Origin of the sequence: Atlantibacter hermannii (genome assembly GCF_009907385.1) — a bacterium.
In the GTDB taxonomy this organism is placed as follows: Bacteria; Pseudomonadota; Gammaproteobacteria; order Enterobacterales; family Enterobacteriaceae; genus Atlantibacter; species Atlantibacter hermannii_A.
This window is the reverse complement of record NZ_JAAATR010000073.1, coordinates 131,808-148,997: the sequence shown is the minus strand read 5'-3', so window position 1 is coordinate 148,997 and position 17,190 is coordinate 131,808. Positions and strand designations below refer to the sequence as shown.

The window sequence follows — 17,190 nt, the reverse complement described above, 5'->3', positions numbered from 1 at the left end:
TCTGCACCGTGCGGGTTATGGTAATTCATCCCCGACTGCCATAAAATGCATATCAAATATATTTTTAACCTTTAAACAAAATGAGTAAAACCATTGCCTGGCAATCGGCCAGCGAATCATTCCCCATCCTCAATTTGCCCGCCGGGTATTTCGGCATGGTACTTGGGACCATCGGGATCGGTTTCTCCTGGCGTTACGCAGCGACGATCTGGCCAGTGTCGCCGTGGATTGGCGAGGGGCTGATTGCGCTGGCGACGCTGATATGGTTTTTGCTGGCAGCGGCGTTTATCTGGCGTCTCATGACGCATCCGCAGACGGTAAAAGCAGAAATCCTGCATCCGTTGATGAGCAGTTACGTCAGCCTGTTCCCCGCCACCACCATGCTGGTATCGATCGGGCTGGCTCCGTGGGTGCGCCCGCTGGCTGTCGCGCTGTTCAGCATCGGCGCGGTGAGCCAGCTGTTGTACGCCGCATGGCAAAACGCCGGGCTATGGCGCGGCAATCATCCCCATGAGGCCACCACGCCGGGGCTTTATTTGCCCACGGTCGCCAATAACTTCATCAGCACCATGGCTTGCGGCGCGCTGGGTTTTCACGATCTCGGGATACTTTTTTTAGGTGCCGGGGTACTGTCATGGCTGAGTCTGGAGCCGGCAATTTTGCACCGCATGCGCAGCGCGGGTGAGATGCCGCCGGCGGTACGCACCTCGCTGGGCATTCAGATGGCCCCGGCGCTGGTGGCCTGTAGCGCGTTGTTAAGCATCAACGGCGGCGAGGCGGATATGTTCGCCAAAATGCTGTTTGGCTATGGCCTGTTGCAGGCGCTGTTTATGATCCGCCTTGCGCCCTGGTATATGGCCCAGCCGTTTAATCCCACTTTCTGGAGCTTCTCGTTCGGCCTGTCGGCGCTCGCCACCACCGCGCTGCATCTCGGGCACGCCGTACCGGGCGGCATTTTTGATTTTTTGGCGTTACCGCTGTTCGTATGCAGTAACGTGCTTATCGGCCTGCTGCTTACCCGCACGCTGATGTTGTTGTGCCAGGGCAAATTATTGATTCGTACTTCTGTTTCTCATACTTCCAGGAAATCACTATGACCGTTCGTGATGAAAACTATTTTACCGACAAATATGGCTTAACCCGCACCCATTCTGAAGTCATCGCCGCCATGCCTTATCTGACCCCGGGGAGGGTGCTGGATCTGGGCTGCGGCAATGGCCGCAACAGCCTGTATCTGGCGGCCAACGGATTTGACGTCACCGCCTGGGACAAAAATCCGATGAGCATCGCCAATCTGCAACGCGTCGCAGAAGCGGAAGGGCTGAACAACTTACAAAGCGACGTGCGCGATCTGAATAGTCTGACCTTCGACGGTGAATATGATTTTATTCTCTCCACCGTGGTAATGATGTTCCTTGAACCGACCACCATTGCAGGCCTGATTGACAACATGCAGCGCTGCACCAAAAGCGGCGGTTACAATCTGATTGTCGCGGCGATGGATACCGACGACTTCCCGTGCAACGTCGGCTTCCCGTTTGCCTTTCGCGAGGGCGAGCTGAGCGGCTATTACGCCGGTTGGGAAATCGTAAAATACAATGAAGAGCCTGGCGAACTGCACCGTACTGATGAAGCAGGCAACCGCATTAAATTACGTTTTGCCACCTTGTTGGCGCGTAAACGTTAATTAGCTGCTGGCGCGTTCCCCACGTGCCAGCTATTTATTTTCCCGCCGGTTGCTTACTCCGCTAATTAATTTTTAACATATCTTAACCTGTTTCATTTGCGTAAAAAATAAAGCTGCTTCAAATTTGCACAGATAAAAAAAATTTTTCTCATATAGCTATTTATGCCTCATTTCACTTCGCTGGCTTTGCTATAACTTCTTTGCTTATGTGCAATTACAGGTGCAAAAAATGAGAACCTCTTTATTAGTTAAGGCTTCGGTGCTTTGCGCAGCGCTCGCGCTTGCAGGCTGTGCGTCAAAAGTAACCTCACCGGAAAAATACTCCGGATTTTTGAAAGACTACTCCGGCTTACAGGAAACAACTTCTTCCACCGGCAAAACCGTGATGCGTTGGGTTGCACCTGACTTTAATCCGAACAATTACGACAGCATTGTCTATAACCCGATTGTGTATTACCCGGTACCTAAACCCACCACGCAGATTGGTGAGAAGGTCCTGACGCAACTGCTTAATTACACTAATCAGCAGATGAAAACAGCGGCCGCAGAACGTAAACCGCTGGTTGCCACCCCCGGCCCGCGCAGCCTGATTTTCCGTGGCGCGATCACCGGTGTTGACAGCAGCAAAGAAGGATTGCAGTTCTATGAAGTGGTGCCAGTTGCGCTGTTAGTGGCCGGAACGCAGATGGCCACCGGGCATCGCACCATGGACACCAACCTTTATTTCGAAGGCGAGTTGATTGATGCTGCAACCCAAAAGCCGGTATTTAAAGTGGTGCGCAAAGGTGAAGGCAAAGACCTGAACAATGAAAATACCCCAATGACATTAGAGAACTTAAAACAAGTGATCGACGATATGGCGACCGATGCCAGAATGTTTGATGTCACTAAAAAACAATAATCATATCGGGGGAGTTCGCTCCCCCGTTTTTGCGTCATGCAATGTCTTAAACACGCTTTTTTCGCCAGTCTCGTACCATTCCCGGCACCGCGTAGCCTATTCCACCGCCAATTAGCCCCCAGAACGCTGAGCCTGTTCCGCCGAGCGTCATACCCGACGCGGTAATTAAAAATGTCACTATCGCAGCGTCGCGCCCGGATTCATCAGTGAGCGCCTGTTGCAGACTGCCGCCAATGGTGCCCAGCAGCGCCAGGCCCGCCAGCATCTGGATCCACGCCAGCGGTAGCGCCGTCATCAGCGCGGTGATTGCGCCGCCGAAAATCCCGGCCAGCAGATAAAATCCGCCTGCCGCCGCCGAAGCAAGCCAGCGTTTATGCCTGTCGGGATGCGCATCGGGGCTCTGGCAAATCGCCGCCGTGATCGCGGCGATACACACCGAGAACACGCCAAACGGCGCCATCACCAGCGCAATCAAGCCGGTAACCGTCATCAGCGGCGACACCGGCACCTGATAGCCCGACGCTTTTAACGTCGCCACGCCGGGCGCGTTCTGCGACGCCATGGTCACCAGGAAAAATGGCACCCCGACGCCGAGTAAACTTTGTAGCGTGAAGTGCGGCAGGGTAAATCCGGGCAGCGCCGGGGCGATATTCGCCTGGCTGGGGGTAAACTGCCCGGTGACCAGGCAAATCGCCAGCCCGGCCACCAGCGTTGCGACAATGGCGTAGCGCGGCACAACGGCTCTGGCGATAAGCCAGGCGATCACCATCACGCCGCACAGCAGGCCATTAGCGGGCAGGGCGGCGAAGGCGTCTAGGCCAAAACGCAGCAGAATGCCGGCCAGCATCGCGGCGGCCAGGCTATGGGGGATCAGCTTCATCAGCCGGGCAAACAGGCCCGTTACGCCGCACAGTACAATCAGCGCGGAGGCAAAGATAAACACGCCGATCGCCTCATTCATCGTCACGCCATGCAGGCTGGTGGCGAGCAGCGCCGCACCCGGCGTCGACCAGGCGGTCAGCACCGGCGCGCGATACCACAGCGACAGCCCCAGGGTACTGACGCCCATGGCGATACCCAGCGCGGTCATCCATCCGGCGATCTGTTGCGCACTGGCACCTGCCGCAGCGGCGGCCTGCCAGATGATTGCCGCCGAGCTGGCGTAACCCACCAGCACCGCGACCAGCCCGGCCATTAACGTGGGGAAAGTGAATTGACGCATGGTTTGTGTCCGTTGTGCGTTATAGCGTCCATGGAAAATATCACTGTGCGTTATAACGCACAAGCAGCTAAACTGGGGTTTTTTCTACACGGGTATACGTCATGGATATTGCCGCCCATTTAAGCGATACGCTGAAAGCGCTGCGCCAGGCGCGCGGCTGGAGCTTAACCCAGGCTGCTGACCAGACCGGGGTATCAAAAGCGATGCTGGGGCAGATCGAGCGCCAGGAGTCCAGCCCGACGGTGGCGACGCTGTGGAAAATCGCCACCGGGTTTAACGTGCCGTTTTCGGCGTTTATCGGCACATCCGGGTCCAGCGAACGGCCGATTTACGACGCCCATCAGGGCATGACCGCCGAACCGCTGTTCCCGTTTGATGAACATCTGGGTTTTGATCTGCTGGTGGTCACCCTGGCCCCCGGCGCAATGAGCGAGTCCTCGGCCCATGAACTTGGCGCGATAGAACACGTCGTGGTGATTAGCGGCGAGTTGCAGTTGCGGCTGGAAGGAGAGTGGCAAACGCTGGCGGCGGGAGAGGGGCAACGCTTCCACGCCGATCGGACGCATGCCTACCGCAACCAGACCGTTGAACCGGTACGCTTCCATTCGTTAATCCACTACGCGCGGATATAACAAAAAAATACCGCAAGCGAGCTTGCGGTAGTCATAACGAACAATATAACCACACGACGATATGGGTATCTGATACAAGAAGGAATACGTGTTTAACTTACTTCAACATTCCCTCTCGCCAAACCCACAAAAAATGCGAAGCATTGCCGCAGAATGGCAAAAGACAGGTAGTACTTCTGATCTGCCCGCCTTGTGACTACAATAGCCGCCATTTCACAGACTGGATAACGACAAAACATGCGCCTGCACTCCCATCATCTTGAACTTCTGAGCCCGGCACGCGACACCGCCATCGCCCGCGAAGCGATCCTTCATGGCGCCGACGCGGTGTATATCGGCGGTCCCGGCTTTGGCGCGCGCCACAACGCCAGCAACAGCCTGCGCGATATCGCTGAGCTGGTGCCGTTTGCCCATCGCTACGGCGCGAAGATCTTCGTGACGCTCAACACCATTCTTCATGATGATGAACTCGAACCGGCGCAAGCGCTGATCCACCAACTGTGGCAGGCGGGCGTCGATGCGCTGATTGTTCAGGACATGGGCGTGCTGGAACTGGATATTCCGCCGATTGAGCTGCACGCCAGCACTCAGTGCGATATCCGCAGCGTGGAAAAGGCGAAATTTCTCTCCGACGTCGGGTTCTCGCAAATCGTGCTGGCGCGCGAGCTGAACCTCAACCAGATCAAGGCGATTCACGACAGCGTCGACGCCACCATTGAGTTCTTTATTCACGGCGCGCTGTGCGTGGCTTATTCCGGGCAGTGTAACATCTCCCATGCCCAGACGGGCCGCAGCGCCAACCGCGGCGACTGCTCCCAGGCCTGCCGTTTGCCGTACACCCTGAAAGACGATCAGGGCCGCGTGGTGGCGTATGAAAAGCACCTGCTGTCGATGAAAGACAACGATCAGAGCGCCAACCTGGCGGCGCTGGTCGATGCAGGCGTGCGCTCCTTCAAAATCGAAGGGCGCTACAAAGACATGAGCTACGTGAAAAACATCACGGCGTATTACCGCCAGTTGCTGGATGAAGTGATGGAGCAGCGCGGCGATCTGGCCCGCGCCTCGGCAGGCGTGACCCAGCACTTTTTTGTGCCGTCCCCGGATAAAACCTTCCATCGCGGCAGTACCGATTATTTTGTCAACGAGCGAAAGATTGACATCGGCGCCTTTGATTCACCGAAATTTATCGGCCTGCCGGTAGGCGAAGTGATGAAAGTGGCGAAAGATTACCTTGATGTCGACGTCAGCGAGCCGCTGTCAAACGGCGACGGGCTGAACGTGCTGGTGAAGCGTGACGTGGTCGGTTTCCGCGCCAACACCGTGGAAAAACTCGCCGAACGCCGCTTCCGCGTCTGGCCGAACGAGATGCCGGAGGTGCTGAAAACCCTGCGTCCGCACCATCCGCTGAACCGCAACCTGGATCACAACTGGCAACAGGCGCTGCTGAAAACCTCCAGCGAGCGCCGGGTGGCGGTGGATATCGAACTGGGCGGCTGGCAGGAGCAGCTTATCCTGACCATGACCTCCGAAGAGGGCGTCAGCGTGACGCGCACTCTGGACGGCGAGTTCAGCGAAGCCACTAACCCGGAAAAAGCCTACAACAGCCTGCGTGACGGTGTCACAAAACTCGGTCAGACGATGTATTTCGCCCGGGCGGTAACCATCAATTTGCCCGGCGCGCTGTTTGTGCCGAACAGTCTGCTAAACCAGCTGCGCCGCGAAACCAGCGAGGCGCTGGATGATGCCCGTCTGGCGGCGTATCAGCGTGCGACCCGCAAAGCGGTCAGCGAGCCTGCGCCGGTCTACCCGGACAGCCATTTAAGCTTCCTGGCCAACGTCTATAACCATAAAGCGCGCGAGTTTTACCACCGCTACGGCGTACAGCTGATTGACGCGGCGTTTGAAGCGCACCAGGAAAAAGGCGATGTGCCGGTGATGATCACCAAACACTGTCTGCGGTTTGCCTTTAATCTGTGCCCGAAACAGGCGAAGGGATCGATTAAGAGCTGGAAAGCGACGCCGATGCAGCTGATCCACGGCGATGAAGTGCTGACGCTGAAATTTGACTGCCGACCGTGCGAAATGCACGTTATCGGCAAAATCAAAAACCACATTCTGAAGATGCCGCTGCCGGGCAGCGGCGTAGTGGCGTCCATCAGCCCGGAAGAGCTGTTAAAAACCGTGCCGGGCCGCAAAGCCTGAAACAACAGCGCCGCCTCAAGGGCGGCGCTGTTGTATTACGGTTCTCCGTACAAACTGATTAACCGGCGGGTGACCCCGTTGGTCCAGCCAAAGCCGTCCTGCAACGGATACTCACCCCCGCCACCCGGCTGCGGTGCGTAATCCGCGATGTGGTATTTTTCCACCAGCTTGTTTTGCTCCATATACACGCGCTTAACGGTGCGCATCCAGTTATGGGCAATAATGTCCGCCAGTGAATCTTCGCTGTAGTTTTTGAGGCCCTGAATCGCCATCCACTGAAGCGGCGCCCAGCCGTTGGGTTTGTCCCACTGCTGGTCGCTTTCCACATCGGTCGCCAGAATACCGCCCGGCGTCAACAGGCGTTCGCGCACATTGACCGCGATTTTTTGCGCCTGCTCGTGAGTCGCCAGGCCGACATACAGCGGCACCACGCAGGCGGCGGAGAACGACGCCAGGCATTCGCGCCGCCAGTCGTAATCCCGGAACGTGCCGGTGGCCTCATCCCACAGGTAGCGGTTCATGGCGCTGCGGCGCGCCAGCGCTTTTTCCCGGAGGCGGGCCGCCATCAGGGCGTCCTGCTTCAGGCCGGCGATATTGGAAATCGCGGTTTCCAGCTTGTAGAGAAATGCGTTTAAATCCACCGGAATAAACTGGGTGGTGCGAATGCTCGCCAGACGGTCGGTATCGCGCAGCCAGCGGGTTGAGTAATCCCAGCCCGACTCCGCGCCTGCACGCAAGTCGCGGTACACTTCGCTGGCCGGTCGACCCGACAGTTTGGCGGTTTCCACGTCCTCATACCAGGATTCATCGCGCGGCGTGTCGCGGTCGTCCCAGTAGCGGTTGAGCAGCGCCCCGTCCGGCATTTTCACCGCGCGGCGATAGGCCTGGTTGAAATCCAGGTTATCCGCGCCGTCCATCCAGAAGGCGTATTCCATCAGCAGATGATCGAGATAGCGCCGCGCGCCGCGCACGCCATCCTCTTCAAACAGTTCGACCATCAGTGCAAACACCGGCGGCTGCGAGCGGCTGAGATAATACGTGCGGTTGCCGTTCGGGATATGTCCGTAGTTTTCGATCATCCAGGCAAAATTATCCGCCATGCAGCGCAGCAGATCGTTGCGGCCGCTTTCAGCCAGCCCCAGCATGGTGTAATAGGAGTCCCAGTAATAGGTCTCACGAAATCGCCCCCCCGGAACGATATAGGACTGGGGCAACGGCAGCAGCGAGGAGAACTCGATATGCTCCTGCGGCTCGCGGGTCAGTACCGGCCACAGGCTGTCGATATGGTCTTTCAGGCTGCGATCCGGGTCGGAAATATACTCTTTGCTGTAGTCTTTCGGCAGGTGAAAATGGTCGTGCACGAATTTGTCCAGGTTAAATCCCGGATAGCGTTTTGCACGACGGTAGTTAAGTAAAATCGCCAGCGGCGTCATTTTGGGCGCGCAGTCGGCAAACGTTTTGCTGTCCGGGAAAATACGCGAAGACTGCACGTTCTCATACAGCTCCAGATAACGATCCGCCGGGGTCAGCGCATCCGGAGCGGGCATGCCTTCAATTGTTTCGGGCAGCGGTTCCGCTTCGACCATCTCATCCAGCTTGAGCTCACAGGGATCGAACTCATACCGAACGTTTTCGTCGTAAGCTTCTGATTCCGTATATGTGAGTCGAGATGTCTGATTAAGCATACTAATAACAACCTCCAGAGTAGCTTTTATAAAAGCGTTACTCTTAAGTTTAGCAAATGGATTTGTCGGGCCGGTAAGCGGCAAGAACTCAGGGCGCAAAGGCCGATACAACTGACGCATCATGGATGCAAATGGGTAGTAAATTCATTTATTTCGCTGCATTTTCACTGCACGGGGAAATAATCTGATAATTCACCCTGACTCGCCCAGGTTTGTCTGGCCATGAGCGCGAAGGCATAATTGTAACGCGGTTGCCTGGTGGAAAATCAAGCAACTTTTTCTACAAACATCTCTATATTCGTAAATATTATGCGTTTTCCGGAAACACCCGGTAACCGGATATTAAACGCGGCAGGTTTTACCCGCAAAAATCGCCAACAGAGTCAGACAGTTCCTTTCTATACTGGACGGCAGCATTAAATTTACTGGAATTACCATCCCTGGAGGTTTGTGATGAGTCATCTGTTTTCTGCGGGTCATCTTGGCGAGCTTGCCCTGAGCAACCGTATTATTATCGCGCCAATGTGCCAGTATTCCGCCGACAACGGCGCGCCGACCAGCTGGCACAGCATGCATCTGGGCACCCTGGCGCAGTCAGGGGCCGGGCTGCTGATCATCGAAGCCACGTCGGTGACGCCGGAAGGGCGCATTTCGCCGTGGGATTTGGGCATCTGGTGCGATGAGCTGGGTGGTGCCTTGCAGCAGGAAGTCGAAAAAATTCGCCGCTGGTCGCCGGTTAAACTCGGGATTCAGTTAGGCCACGCGGGCCGCAAGGCCTCGGTGGACGCACCGTGGAAGGGCGGTAAAACCCTGTCGGATAGTGAAGGCGGCTGGGACACCCTCGGGCCGTCGGCGCTGGCGTTTGGTGAGTACCGCGCGCCGAAGGCCATGAGCGCAGAAGATATCGCCCGGATCAGGCAGGCGTTCGTTGACGGGGCGCGCCGTTCGCAAAAAGCGGGCTTTGACCTGATTGAACTGCATGCCGCTCACGGCTACCTGCTGCACCAGTTTCTGTCGCCGCTGTCAAACCAGCGCACGGACAATTACGGCGGCAGCCTGGAGAACCGCATCCGGCTGGTGTTGGAAATATTTGATGACGTTCAGGCCGCCGTGTCGCTGCCGGTGGGCGTGCGTATCTCCGCCACCGACTGGGCGGAAGGCGGCTGGGATATCGACAACTCGATTCAGCTGGCGAAAGCGCTGGAAGCCCGCGGCAGCGCCTATATTCACGTTTCTTCCGGCGGGCTGTCACCCGCGCAGCAGATCGCCATCAGTCCCAGCTATCAGGTGCCGTTTGCCCAGCAGATCCAGCAGCAGGTGAAGACGCCGGTTATCGCCGTGGGGCTGATCACCGAGCCGGAGCAGGCGGAAGCGATTATCGCCACCGGCCAGGCGGAGTTTATCGCCCTGGCGCGCGGGATCCTGTTTAACCCACGCTGGCCGTGGCATGCGGCGGCGAAGCTCGGCAGTAAAATCGCCGTTGCCCCGCAGTATCAGCGCAGCGAGCCGCATCACCTGCGCGGGCTGTTTTCAGTCTGAGCCGTTAACCCTGGTGCGTCCCCGGCTTGCGGGATTTGGACCAGTAATGGTGTTCCCGCACATCCAGCGCCGCCTCTTCGGCGGCGCTTCTTATTTCATCGCTGTCTGCGGAATGGCGCAGCGTGGCATCTGCGTTTTGCACGTTATAGAAAACATGTCCGTTGCGCTGTGCCGCGCTCTGGCCGGAAAAAAGCGCCGCGCATAACAGCAGGGCGCTTATCAGCTTCTTTATCATGAGGTTGCTCCGTTTCACAGGTGGCGCTAATTTCGCAATAATAACGTAGGGTTATTATTGCGAATATTAAAAGCCTGCAAACCCTGCGTCAGTTTTGCAAAGTCTCACGAAGAAGCGTGTTGGTTGCCCTTGCGTTGAGGTTGGCCGTGATTAACTGCGCGATCCTAATGGGATTTAAAACCGGCTGCCGCCATTATCACCCGGAAAAACAGCCCTACCGCCGCCAGCGTCAGCACGCTGCCGCCCCAAATTACCGCCAGCCAGAACAGGCGTTTCGACCAGAGTGCGGTTTTCATCAGTGATACCCCTCGCCATGCTGCACCTTGCCGCGAAATACGTAGTAGCTCCAGAAGGTGTAAATCAAAATAACCGGAATAATCAGCAGTGCGCCAATCAGCATAAAGCTGAGGCTGGAGGCGGGCGCGGCGGCCTGCCAGATGCTGATATGCGGCGGAATGATCTGCGGCCAGATGCTGATCCCAAGCCCGCTGAAGCCGAGGAAAATCAGCCCCAGCGTCAGGACAAACGGCAGCGTATGGCGGCGGCTGTCCATCACGCTGCGCCACAGCCACAGGCTGAAGAAGACAACCAGCAGCGGCACCGGCAGCAGCCAGAACAGATTGGGCAGGCTAAACCAGCGCGTGGCGATATCCGCATGGGCCAGCGGCGTCCAGAGACTGATCCCGGCAATAACCGCCAACAGCGCCAGCAGCAGCGGGCGGGTCAGGGCACGCATCCGCTGCTCGAGCGGGTTCTCGCTTTTCATCACCAGCCAGGTCGCGCCGAGCAGGGCGTAGGCCACCACTAATCCCAGGCCGCAGAACAGGTTGAACGCCGTCAGCCAGCCCAGCGGCGAGCCGCTAAAGGCGCGCCCGGTCACCTCAAACCCGCTGACCACCGCGCCGACCACCACGCCCTGGCAGAACGTCGCCAGAATCGAACCGGCCATAAAGGCTTTATCCCAGAACGGGCGGTGGCCCGGCGTGGCTTTGAAGCGGAATTCGAACGCCACGCCGCGAAAAATCAGCCCAATCAGCATCAATGACAGCGGAATGGTCAGGGCATCGACGATCACCGCGTAAGCCAGCGGAAACGCGCCGAACAGCCCGGCGCCGCCCAGCACCAGCCAGGTCTCGTTGCCGTCCCACACCGGGGCGACGCTGTTGACCATCACATCGCGGTCGTCGTTATCACGGATAAACGGAAACAGAATGCCAATCCCGAGATCGAACCCGTCCATGACGATGTACATCAGGGTGGCGAAGACAATAATCACAAACCAGATAATGGCGAAATCAAACATCATACGGCCTCCCCGGAGGTGGTTTGAGGGACGGCGGAGAGCGGCCGGGCGGGCGTGCCGTTGACCGGCGGCAGCGCGTCCTCGGGCTGCGGGCCTTTCTTAATCAGCCGCACCATATAGCTGTACCCGACGCCAAACACCGACATATACACCACGAAAAACGCCAGCAGGCTGATGCTCATATGCAGCGTGCCGTGGGCGGAAACCGCATCCGCCGTGCGTTGCAGGCCATACACCACCCAGGGCTGGCGGCCCACTTCGGTCGTCACCCAGCCCGCCAGAATGGCAATTAATCCCGAGGGCCCCATCCACAGCGCAAAACGCAGGAACGGACGCGAAGTGTACAGTCGTTGTTTGTAGCGCAACCACACCGCCAGCGCCCCGAGCAGCAGCATCAGCATGCCCAGCCCGGCCATAATGCGAAACGACCAGAACACTATCGTCGAATCAGGACGGTCGGCTTTGGGGAATTCTTTCAATGCCGGCACCTGCTTATCCAGACTGTGGGTCAAAATCAGGCTGCCGAGCGCCGGGATCGCCAGCCCATAACGGGTGCGTTCCTGCTCCATATCCGGCCAGCCGAACAGCAGCAGGGGCGTCGGCTCGCCGGGCAGGTTTTCCCAGTGGCCCTCAATGGCGGCAATTTTCGCGGGCTGATGCTCAAGCGTATTCAGCCCATGCATATCGCCCACCAGCGCCTGAACCGGCGCGACGATCAGCGTCATCCACAGCGCCATTGAAAACATGGTGCGGATGGCGGGGGTGTTGTTGCCGCGCAGCAGATGCCAGGCCGCCGATGCGCCGACAAACAGGGCGCTGCTTAAAAACGCGGCGATGGTCATGTGGAACAGACGGTAGGGGAACGACGGGTTGAAGATCACCGCGAACCAGTCCACCGGCACCACCTGGCCGTTAATGATTTCATGCCCCTGGGGCGTCTGCATCCAGCTGTTAGACGCCAGGATCCAGAACGTGGACATCAGCGTGCCCAACGCCACCATGCAGGTTGAGAAAAAGTGCAGCCCCGGCCCGACTTTGTTCCAGCCGAACAGCATCACGCCCAGAAAACCGGCTTCGAGGAAGAACGCGGTCAGCACTTCATAAGTGAGCAGCGGACCGGTAATGCTGCCCGCGAACTGGGAAAAACCGCTCCAGTTGGTGCCGAACTGATAGGCCATCACCAGCCCCGACACCACGCCCATCCCGAAGTTAACGGCGAAGATTTTTGACCAGAAGTGGTACAGCGAACGCCATACCGGATTTTTGGTTTTCAGCCACATGCCTTCCAGCACCGCCAGATAGCTGGCGAGCCCGATGGTGATGGCCGGAAAAATGATGTGAAAAGAAACGGTAAAGGCGAACTGTATTCGCGCTAAGTGAAACGCATCCAACTCAAACATGCCTGGCTCCTGACAATAGCTCTGGCGGGAGGATAGGCCCAGGTCAGGCGGATTATTAGAAACAGTGGCAGGGTATTTAGGTATAACAGTTCACCTCAAAGGGTTTTTTTTTAAGTTTTGTTATGGTTTTCGGGAAGGGGGTGAACGTGAACTCGGAACAGGCTTACGGGGTGAAATGATATATTTATCCCCTTAATTTTGCGCATTGATTTCTGCAGGAGTAGCCATGAAAAAAGTGATATCAGTAATGTGTTTAAGCTTGTCAGCGAGTTGTTTTTCTGCGGAATTGCCACCCAAAAAATTAGCCTGGATTGATGTAACCGATATTCATCAAAACGCGATGCATATTACGACGCCTGACGGCAAATGGACACTTATCCAACAATCAACACATGCTGATGAGAATGGTGGTTCCGATCCTGACGCGTGTGTTATTGAATATCAGACCGCTGACAAAAAGGCTGAGAAAACCTCATTTCGTTGCGTATCGTTAGAAGCAGTGGTTGGGGTAACGGCATTCCCGGTGAACAGCAAAACGATAATCATTGATTTTCAATCGGAACGTGGTGGCATTGATATTCTGTTTAGCCTTAATAAGGACAACGCCATTTCATCCACATTTATTCCCTATATGAGCGGCGATGAGGATGGAATAGCGTATTTCCTTAATGCAAATAATACGCTAACGGCGGTAAGCGCATTTGATAAGTTTACGTTAAGGCCTGACGAAAACAATGAGTACTGGATTACAGGCTATCAGGGGACCGGGGCAGGGCTGAAGGTTTACGGCGATTATCATTAACCCCGAACATCTTTCTGGTTAAAGCGGCGGGTTACCCCGGCCGCAGTCACCTTACTTAATGCTCACGGTGAGTGTATGCGGCACTTTGCTGCCTTTACGGGCGGTGGCGCGGGTCTGGAAGACCTGAACAGTATAGTTACCGCTGGCGGGCAGTTTCGCCGACCAGTCGCCGCCGACATAGCCGGAGCCTAACGCTTCCGCTGCGCCCGGCGTGGCGCCTGGGGCAAACACGTTGAAGTTGGCATTATTGCTGCCAGCGATTTTTATCGTCATTTGCTGGCCCTGTTTTGCCGTGACGGTGTAGTTAATGCTGTCGTACCCGGCGAAGGTGCCTTTCATCTGCGCGCTGGAGGTGCCTTTGGCGAACTGTACCGGCACCGTGGTGAAGTTATCCGCAGCGAAAGCCGGCGCGGAGAGCAAACAACAGAGCAGTGAGCTGGCAATATATTTTTTCATGAATCGCGTTCCGTTGGCGTGTTTTACTGACCTAAGCGTAGTGTATTTCTGGAACAGGAGAGATCAACGCAATCCATTGACCGGCATAATGTTCAGGAATGTTCTCAGTAAAAAACATCTTTTCTGTTATTGGCAGCCGAATACGTTGTTAATCGCTTTTACTGCCGCACGCAGAGGGTTGCGATATTGTTATACTCCTGCCACAAACGGGAGGGACCATGAAGAAATACCAGCGGCTGGCGCAGCAGATTATCGATCAAATTGAATTAGGTGTCTGGCAACCGGGCGACCGGCTTCCCTCCCTGCGTGAACAGTGCGCCAGCGGCGACATCAGTTTTATGACCGTCAGCCACGCCTATCAGACCCTGGAGAGCCAGGGGGTAATTGTGGCGCGTCCGCAGTCTGGCTATTACGTCGCGCCGCGCCCGACCACGCCGTCCCGCGCGCCTGCCGCGCAGGTGATGCGCAATGAAGCGGTAGACATAAATACTTATATTTTCGACGTCTTACAGGCCAGCTGCGATGCCAGCGTGGTGCCGTTTGGCTCGGCGTTTCCCGATCCGCGTTTGTTCCCGCTGGCCCAGCTCAACCGCTCGCTGGCGAACGTCAGTAAAACCGCCACGGCCATGAGCGTGATCGACAACCTGCCGCCGGGCAATGAAGCGTTGCGCCACGCCATCGCCCGACGCTATGCCCAGCAGGGGATTAACGTCTCGCCGGATGAAATCGTCATCACCGCCGGGGCGCTGGAGGCGCTCAACCTCAGCCTCCAGGCCGTTACTGAGCCGGGCGACTGGGTGATCGTTGAAAACCCCTGTTTTTACGGCGCGCTTCAGGCGCTGGAGCGGCTGCGTTTAAAAGCGCTGTCGGTGGCAACCACGCCGGAAAGCGGTATCGATCTGGCCGCCCTCGAACAGGCGCTGAATGAATACCCGGTGAAAGCCTGCTGGCTGATGACCAACAGCCAGAATCCGCTGGGATTCACCCTGAGCCCGGATAAGAAAGCGCAGCTGGTGGCGCTGCTGACGCGCCATAACGTGGCGCTGATCGAAGACGATGTCTATAGCGAGCTGTACTACGGGCGAGAGAAGCCGCTGCCCGCGCTGGCATGGGATACCCAGAGCCAGGTGCTGCACTGTTCGTCGTTCTCCAAATGCCTGGTGGCGGGCTTTCGCATCGGCTGGGTGGCCGCAGGCCGGCACGCCCGACGTATTCAGCATCTACAGTTAATGAGCACGCTTTCCACCAGTTCACCCATGCAGCTGGCGCTGGTGGACTATCTGGCCTCCCGGCGATATGACAATTATCTCCGCCGTCTGCGCCGGGAACTGGCGCAGCGCAAGCAGCAGGCCTGGCAGTCGCTGTGCCGCCATTTACCGCCGGAAGTGAAAATCCACCGCAGCGAAAGCGGCTATTTCTTATGGATAGAATTACCCGAAGGTCTGGATGCCGGGCAGCTTAGCGAACGCGCGCTGGCTCATAAAATCAGTATTGCGCCGGGAAAAATGTTCACCACCGAGCGTATTTACGACAGCTATTTCCGCTTTAACGCCTCCTGGGCGTGGGGCGACAGGGAAGAGCAGGCGGTAAAAACGTTGGGGATACTGATCGGTGAATTATCATCTCACCCTGGTAAATAATTAAATATGCGTATTGAATGATTATTTTCTCTTTCACTGAATAACTTATTTTCAGCGATTAACAATATCGCTGATTTTTAATGACGACTGTTTTTAGTAATTATAAAAATAACCGTCATAGGAAATGTCGATATCTGCAAAAAAAGCTAACTCCCTGTCTACACTATAAAAATGCCTTCGTGGCATTTCATGAAATTGTGCGCGGTTTGTCACATCCTTAATAAATTCCTGGCGATTAACAGGAATGGTTTTAAGGCGAAGGCTATTTTTTTATTGGGACATAATTTTACGGCAAGGCTGCCTGATACGACTTCAGACAGGAGTACCGTTTATGAGTAAGAAATTTGCGCTGAGCACATTGAGTGCGCTGTGCCTGACCGTGCTTACCGCTCAGGCTGCCGACAGCGAGGTTAAAGGGGAAGGGCGGCTGGATATTATCGCCTGGCCGGGGTACATCGAACGCGGGCAAACCGATAAACAATACGATTGGGTGACCCAGTTCGAGAAAGAGACCGGCTGCGAAGTGAACGTCAAGACTGCCGCCACCTCGGATGAGATGGTCAGCCTGATGGCGAAAGGCGGCTACGACCTGGTGACCGCCTCCGGCGATGCGTCGCTGCGCCTGATCATGGGCAAACGCGTTCAGCCCATCGATACCAGCAAAATTGCCAACTGGAAAAACGTCGATCCCCGGCTGGTGAAGGGCGAATGGTTTAACGTCGACGGCAAAGTTTACGGCACGCCGTATCAGTGGGGCCCGAACCTGCTGATGTACAACACCAAAACCTTTACCTCCCCGCCGGATAGCTGGGCCGTGCTGTTTGTGAAACAGGATTTGGCCGACGGTAAGTCTAACCAGGGCCGCGTGCAGGCCTATGACGGGCCGATTTATATCGCCGATGCCGCGCTGTACCTGAAAACCGCGCAGCCGGATTTAAAAATCAACGACCCGTATCAGCTCACCGAAGAGCAGTACCAGGCGGTGCTAAAAGTGCTGCGCGATCAGCATCAGCTGGTGCATCGCTACTGGCATGACACCACCGTCCAGATGAGCGATTTCAAAAACGAAGGGGTGGTTGCGTCCAGCGCCTGGCCGTATCAGGCCAACGCCCTGAAAGCCGAAGGCCAGCCCATCGCCACCGTGTTCCCGAAAGAGGGCGTCACTGGCTGGGCCGATACCACCATGCTGCACGCCCAGGCAAAACACCCGGTCTGCGCCTATCAGTGGATGAACTGGTCGCTGACCCCGAAAGTACAGGGCGATGTGGCAGCCTGGTTCGGCTCACTGCCGGCGGTGGTGGAAGGCTGTAAAGCCAGTCAGTTGTTGGGTGATAAAGGCTGCGAAACCAACGGCTTCAATTACTTCGATAAGATTATGTTCTGGAAAACCCCGGTTGCCAACGGCGGGAAGTTCGTTCCCTACAGCCGCTGGACGCAGGACTATATCGCCATTATGGGCGGACGATAATCGACCGATCCATGTGGT

Annotated in this window: 16 protein-coding genes; 9 read left to right on the top strand and 7 right to left on the bottom strand. The window is 56.5% G+C overall.

Translation table 11 applies throughout. The features are described 5' to 3' along the window. The first annotated feature begins 80 nt into the window (after nucleotides 1–80). The 3 genes from tehA to GV764_RS17790 all read left to right on the top strand — a co-directional run bounded on the left by tehA (nucleotide 81) and on the right by GV764_RS17790 (nucleotide 2,588). A complete protein-coding gene (gene tehA / locus GV764_RS17800) occupies nucleotides 81–1,097 on the top strand; it encodes a dicarboxylate transporter/tellurite-resistance protein TehA (protein ID WP_161661283.1) in 1,017 nt (338 codons plus the stop codon). Next, a complete protein-coding gene (tehB, locus tag GV764_RS17795; RefSeq protein WP_161661282.1) occupies nucleotides 1,094–1,687 on the top strand; it encodes a tellurite resistance methyltransferase TehB in 594 nt (197 codons plus the stop codon). The genes tehA and tehB overlap by 4 nt, the downstream gene beginning before the upstream one ends. Nucleotides 1,688–1,916: 229 nt before the next feature. After that, nucleotides 1,917–2,588, top strand: coding sequence for a DUF3313 domain-containing protein (locus GV764_RS17790; RefSeq protein WP_161661281.1), 672 nt, complete (start codon nucleotides 1,917–1,919; stop codon nucleotides 2,586–2,588). Nucleotides 2,589–2,634: 46 nt separating this feature from the next. Here the strand turns inward: GV764_RS17790 and GV764_RS17785 are convergent, their stop codons facing one another. Then, the gene (locus tag GV764_RS17785) at nucleotides 2,635–3,810 is read right to left on the bottom strand and encodes a benzoate/H(+) symporter BenE family transporter (protein ID WP_161661280.1); all 1,176 of its coding nucleotides are present in this window, start codon (nucleotides 3,808–3,810) and stop codon (nucleotides 2,635–2,637) included. Nucleotides 3,811–3,911: 101 nt separating this feature from the next. Here GV764_RS17785 and GV764_RS17780 point away from each other — a divergent pair, with 101 nt between their 5' ends. After that, a complete protein-coding gene (locus GV764_RS17780; protein ID WP_161661279.1) occupies nucleotides 3,912–4,442 on the top strand; it encodes a helix-turn-helix domain-containing protein in 531 nt (176 codons plus the stop codon). Between the two features lie 237 nt (nucleotides 4,443–4,679). Beyond that, a complete protein-coding gene (locus GV764_RS17775) occupies nucleotides 4,680–6,644 on the top strand; it encodes a peptidase U32 family protein (RefSeq protein ID WP_161661278.1) in 1,965 nt (654 codons plus the stop codon). Between the two features lie 35 nt (nucleotides 6,645–6,679). Here GV764_RS17775 and treF read toward each other — a convergent pair whose 3' ends face one another. Further along, nucleotides 6,680–8,329, bottom strand: coding sequence for an alpha,alpha-trehalase TreF (gene treF, locus GV764_RS17770; RefSeq protein ID WP_161661277.1), 1,650 nt, complete (start codon nucleotides 8,327–8,329; stop codon nucleotides 6,680–6,682). A 453-nt stretch (nucleotides 8,330–8,782) separates the two neighbouring features. On the opposite strand from treF, the gene GV764_RS17765 reads away from it, so the two are divergent. Further along, a complete protein-coding gene (locus GV764_RS17765) occupies nucleotides 8,783–9,868 on the top strand; it encodes an NADH:flavin oxidoreductase/NADH oxidase (protein ID WP_161661276.1) in 1,086 nt (361 codons plus the stop codon). A gap of 4 nt (nucleotides 9,869–9,872) precedes the next feature. Here the strand turns inward: GV764_RS17765 and GV764_RS17760 are convergent, their stop codons facing one another. The 4 genes from GV764_RS17760 to GV764_RS17745 form a co-directional block, all read right to left on the bottom strand. Continuing rightward, nucleotides 9,873–10,103: a DUF2554 family protein gene (locus tag GV764_RS17760; protein WP_161661275.1), complete on the bottom strand. Its 231-nt coding sequence runs from the start codon at nucleotides 10,101–10,103 to the stop codon at nucleotides 9,873–9,875. Nucleotides 10,104–10,267: 164 nt separating this feature from the next. Then, nucleotides 10,268–10,399 (bottom strand): DUF2474 domain-containing protein, encoded by a 132-nt coding sequence (locus tag GV764_RS17755; protein ID WP_161661274.1) that lies wholly within the window; start codon nucleotides 10,397–10,399, stop codon nucleotides 10,268–10,270. Further along, entirely contained in the window at nucleotides 10,399–11,409 is a 1,011-nt protein-coding gene (gene cydB, locus GV764_RS17750; RefSeq protein WP_161661273.1) for a cytochrome d ubiquinol oxidase subunit II, read from the bottom strand. Before cydB ends, GV764_RS17755 begins: the two co-directional genes overlap by 1 nt. Next, nucleotides 11,406–12,806, bottom strand: coding sequence for a cytochrome ubiquinol oxidase subunit I (locus GV764_RS17745; protein WP_161661272.1), 1,401 nt, complete (start codon nucleotides 12,804–12,806; stop codon nucleotides 11,406–11,408). The genes cydB and GV764_RS17745 overlap by 4 nt, the downstream gene beginning before the upstream one ends. Before the next feature lie 226 nt (nucleotides 12,807–13,032). Between GV764_RS17745 and GV764_RS17740 the strand changes: the two genes are divergently transcribed. After that, nucleotides 13,033–13,608, top strand: a complete 576-nt coding sequence (locus tag GV764_RS17740) for a hypothetical protein (protein ID WP_161661271.1) — start codon at nucleotides 13,033–13,035, stop codon at nucleotides 13,606–13,608. 51 nt (nucleotides 13,609–13,659) lie between these two features. On the opposite strand, the gene GV764_RS17735 is transcribed toward GV764_RS17740, so the two are convergent. Next, nucleotides 13,660–14,064, bottom strand: coding sequence for a g-type lysozyme inhibitor (locus GV764_RS17735; RefSeq protein ID WP_161661270.1), 405 nt, complete (start codon nucleotides 14,062–14,064; stop codon nucleotides 13,660–13,662). 218 nt (nucleotides 14,065–14,282) lie between these two features. Between GV764_RS17735 and GV764_RS17730 the strand changes: the two genes are divergently transcribed. Both GV764_RS17730 and ydcS read left to right on the top strand, forming a co-directional pair. After that, a complete protein-coding gene (locus GV764_RS17730; RefSeq protein WP_161661269.1) occupies nucleotides 14,283–15,704 on the top strand; it encodes an aminotransferase-like domain-containing protein in 1,422 nt (473 codons plus the stop codon). A 331-nt stretch (nucleotides 15,705–16,035) separates the two neighbouring features. Further along, entirely contained in the window at nucleotides 16,036–17,172 is a 1,137-nt protein-coding gene (gene ydcS / locus GV764_RS17725; protein ID WP_161661268.1) for a putative ABC transporter substrate-binding protein YdcS, read from the top strand. Nucleotides 17,173–17,190 lie beyond the last annotated feature (18 nt).

Excerpts from the sequence above, each read along its gene's own strand:
- tehA (WP_161661283.1), top strand. The coding sequence starts at position 81 with ATGAGTAAAACCATTGCCTGGCAATCGGCCAGCGAATCATTCCCCATC.
- ydcS (WP_161661268.1), top strand. The coding sequence starts at position 16,036 with ATGAGTAAGAAATTTGCGCTGAGCACATTGAGTGCGCTGTGCCTGACC.
- GV764_RS17765 (WP_161661276.1), top strand. The coding sequence starts at position 8,783 with ATGAGTCATCTGTTTTCTGCGGGTCATCTTGGCGAGCTTGCCCTGAGC.
- GV764_RS17785 (WP_161661280.1), bottom strand. The coding sequence starts at position 3,810 with ATGCGTCAATTCACTTTCCCCACGTTAATGGCCGGGCTGGTCGCGGTG.
- GV764_RS17775 (WP_161661278.1), top strand. The coding sequence starts at position 4,680 with ATGCGCCTGCACTCCCATCATCTTGAACTTCTGAGCCCGGCACGCGAC.
- GV764_RS17790 (WP_161661281.1), top strand. The coding sequence starts at position 1,917 with ATGAGAACCTCTTTATTAGTTAAGGCTTCGGTGCTTTGCGCAGCGCTC.
- GV764_RS17735 (WP_161661270.1), bottom strand. The coding sequence starts at position 14,064 with ATGAAAAAATATATTGCCAGCTCACTGCTCTGTTGTTTGCTCTCCGCG.
- GV764_RS17730 (WP_161661269.1), top strand. The coding sequence starts at position 14,283 with ATGAAGAAATACCAGCGGCTGGCGCAGCAGATTATCGATCAAATTGAA.
- tehB (WP_161661282.1), top strand. The coding sequence starts at position 1,094 with ATGACCGTTCGTGATGAAAACTATTTTACCGACAAATATGGCTTAACC.
- GV764_RS17740 (WP_161661271.1), top strand. The coding sequence starts at position 13,033 with ATGAAAAAAGTGATATCAGTAATGTGTTTAAGCTTGTCAGCGAGTTGT.
- GV764_RS17760 (WP_161661275.1), bottom strand. The coding sequence starts at position 10,103 with ATGATAAAGAAGCTGATAAGCGCCCTGCTGTTATGCGCGGCGCTTTTT.
- GV764_RS17745 (WP_161661272.1), bottom strand. The coding sequence starts at position 12,806 with ATGTTTGAGTTGGATGCGTTTCACTTAGCGCGAATACAGTTCGCCTTT.
- GV764_RS17780 (WP_161661279.1), top strand. The coding sequence starts at position 3,912 with ATGGATATTGCCGCCCATTTAAGCGATACGCTGAAAGCGCTGCGCCAG.
- GV764_RS17755 (WP_161661274.1), bottom strand. The coding sequence starts at position 10,399 with ATGAAAACCGCACTCTGGTCGAAACGCCTGTTCTGGCTGGCGGTAATT.
- cydB (WP_161661273.1), bottom strand. The coding sequence starts at position 11,409 with ATGATGTTTGATTTCGCCATTATCTGGTTTGTGATTATTGTCTTCGCC.
- treF (WP_161661277.1), bottom strand. The coding sequence starts at position 8,329 with ATGCTTAATCAGACATCTCGACTCACATATACGGAATCAGAAGCTTAC.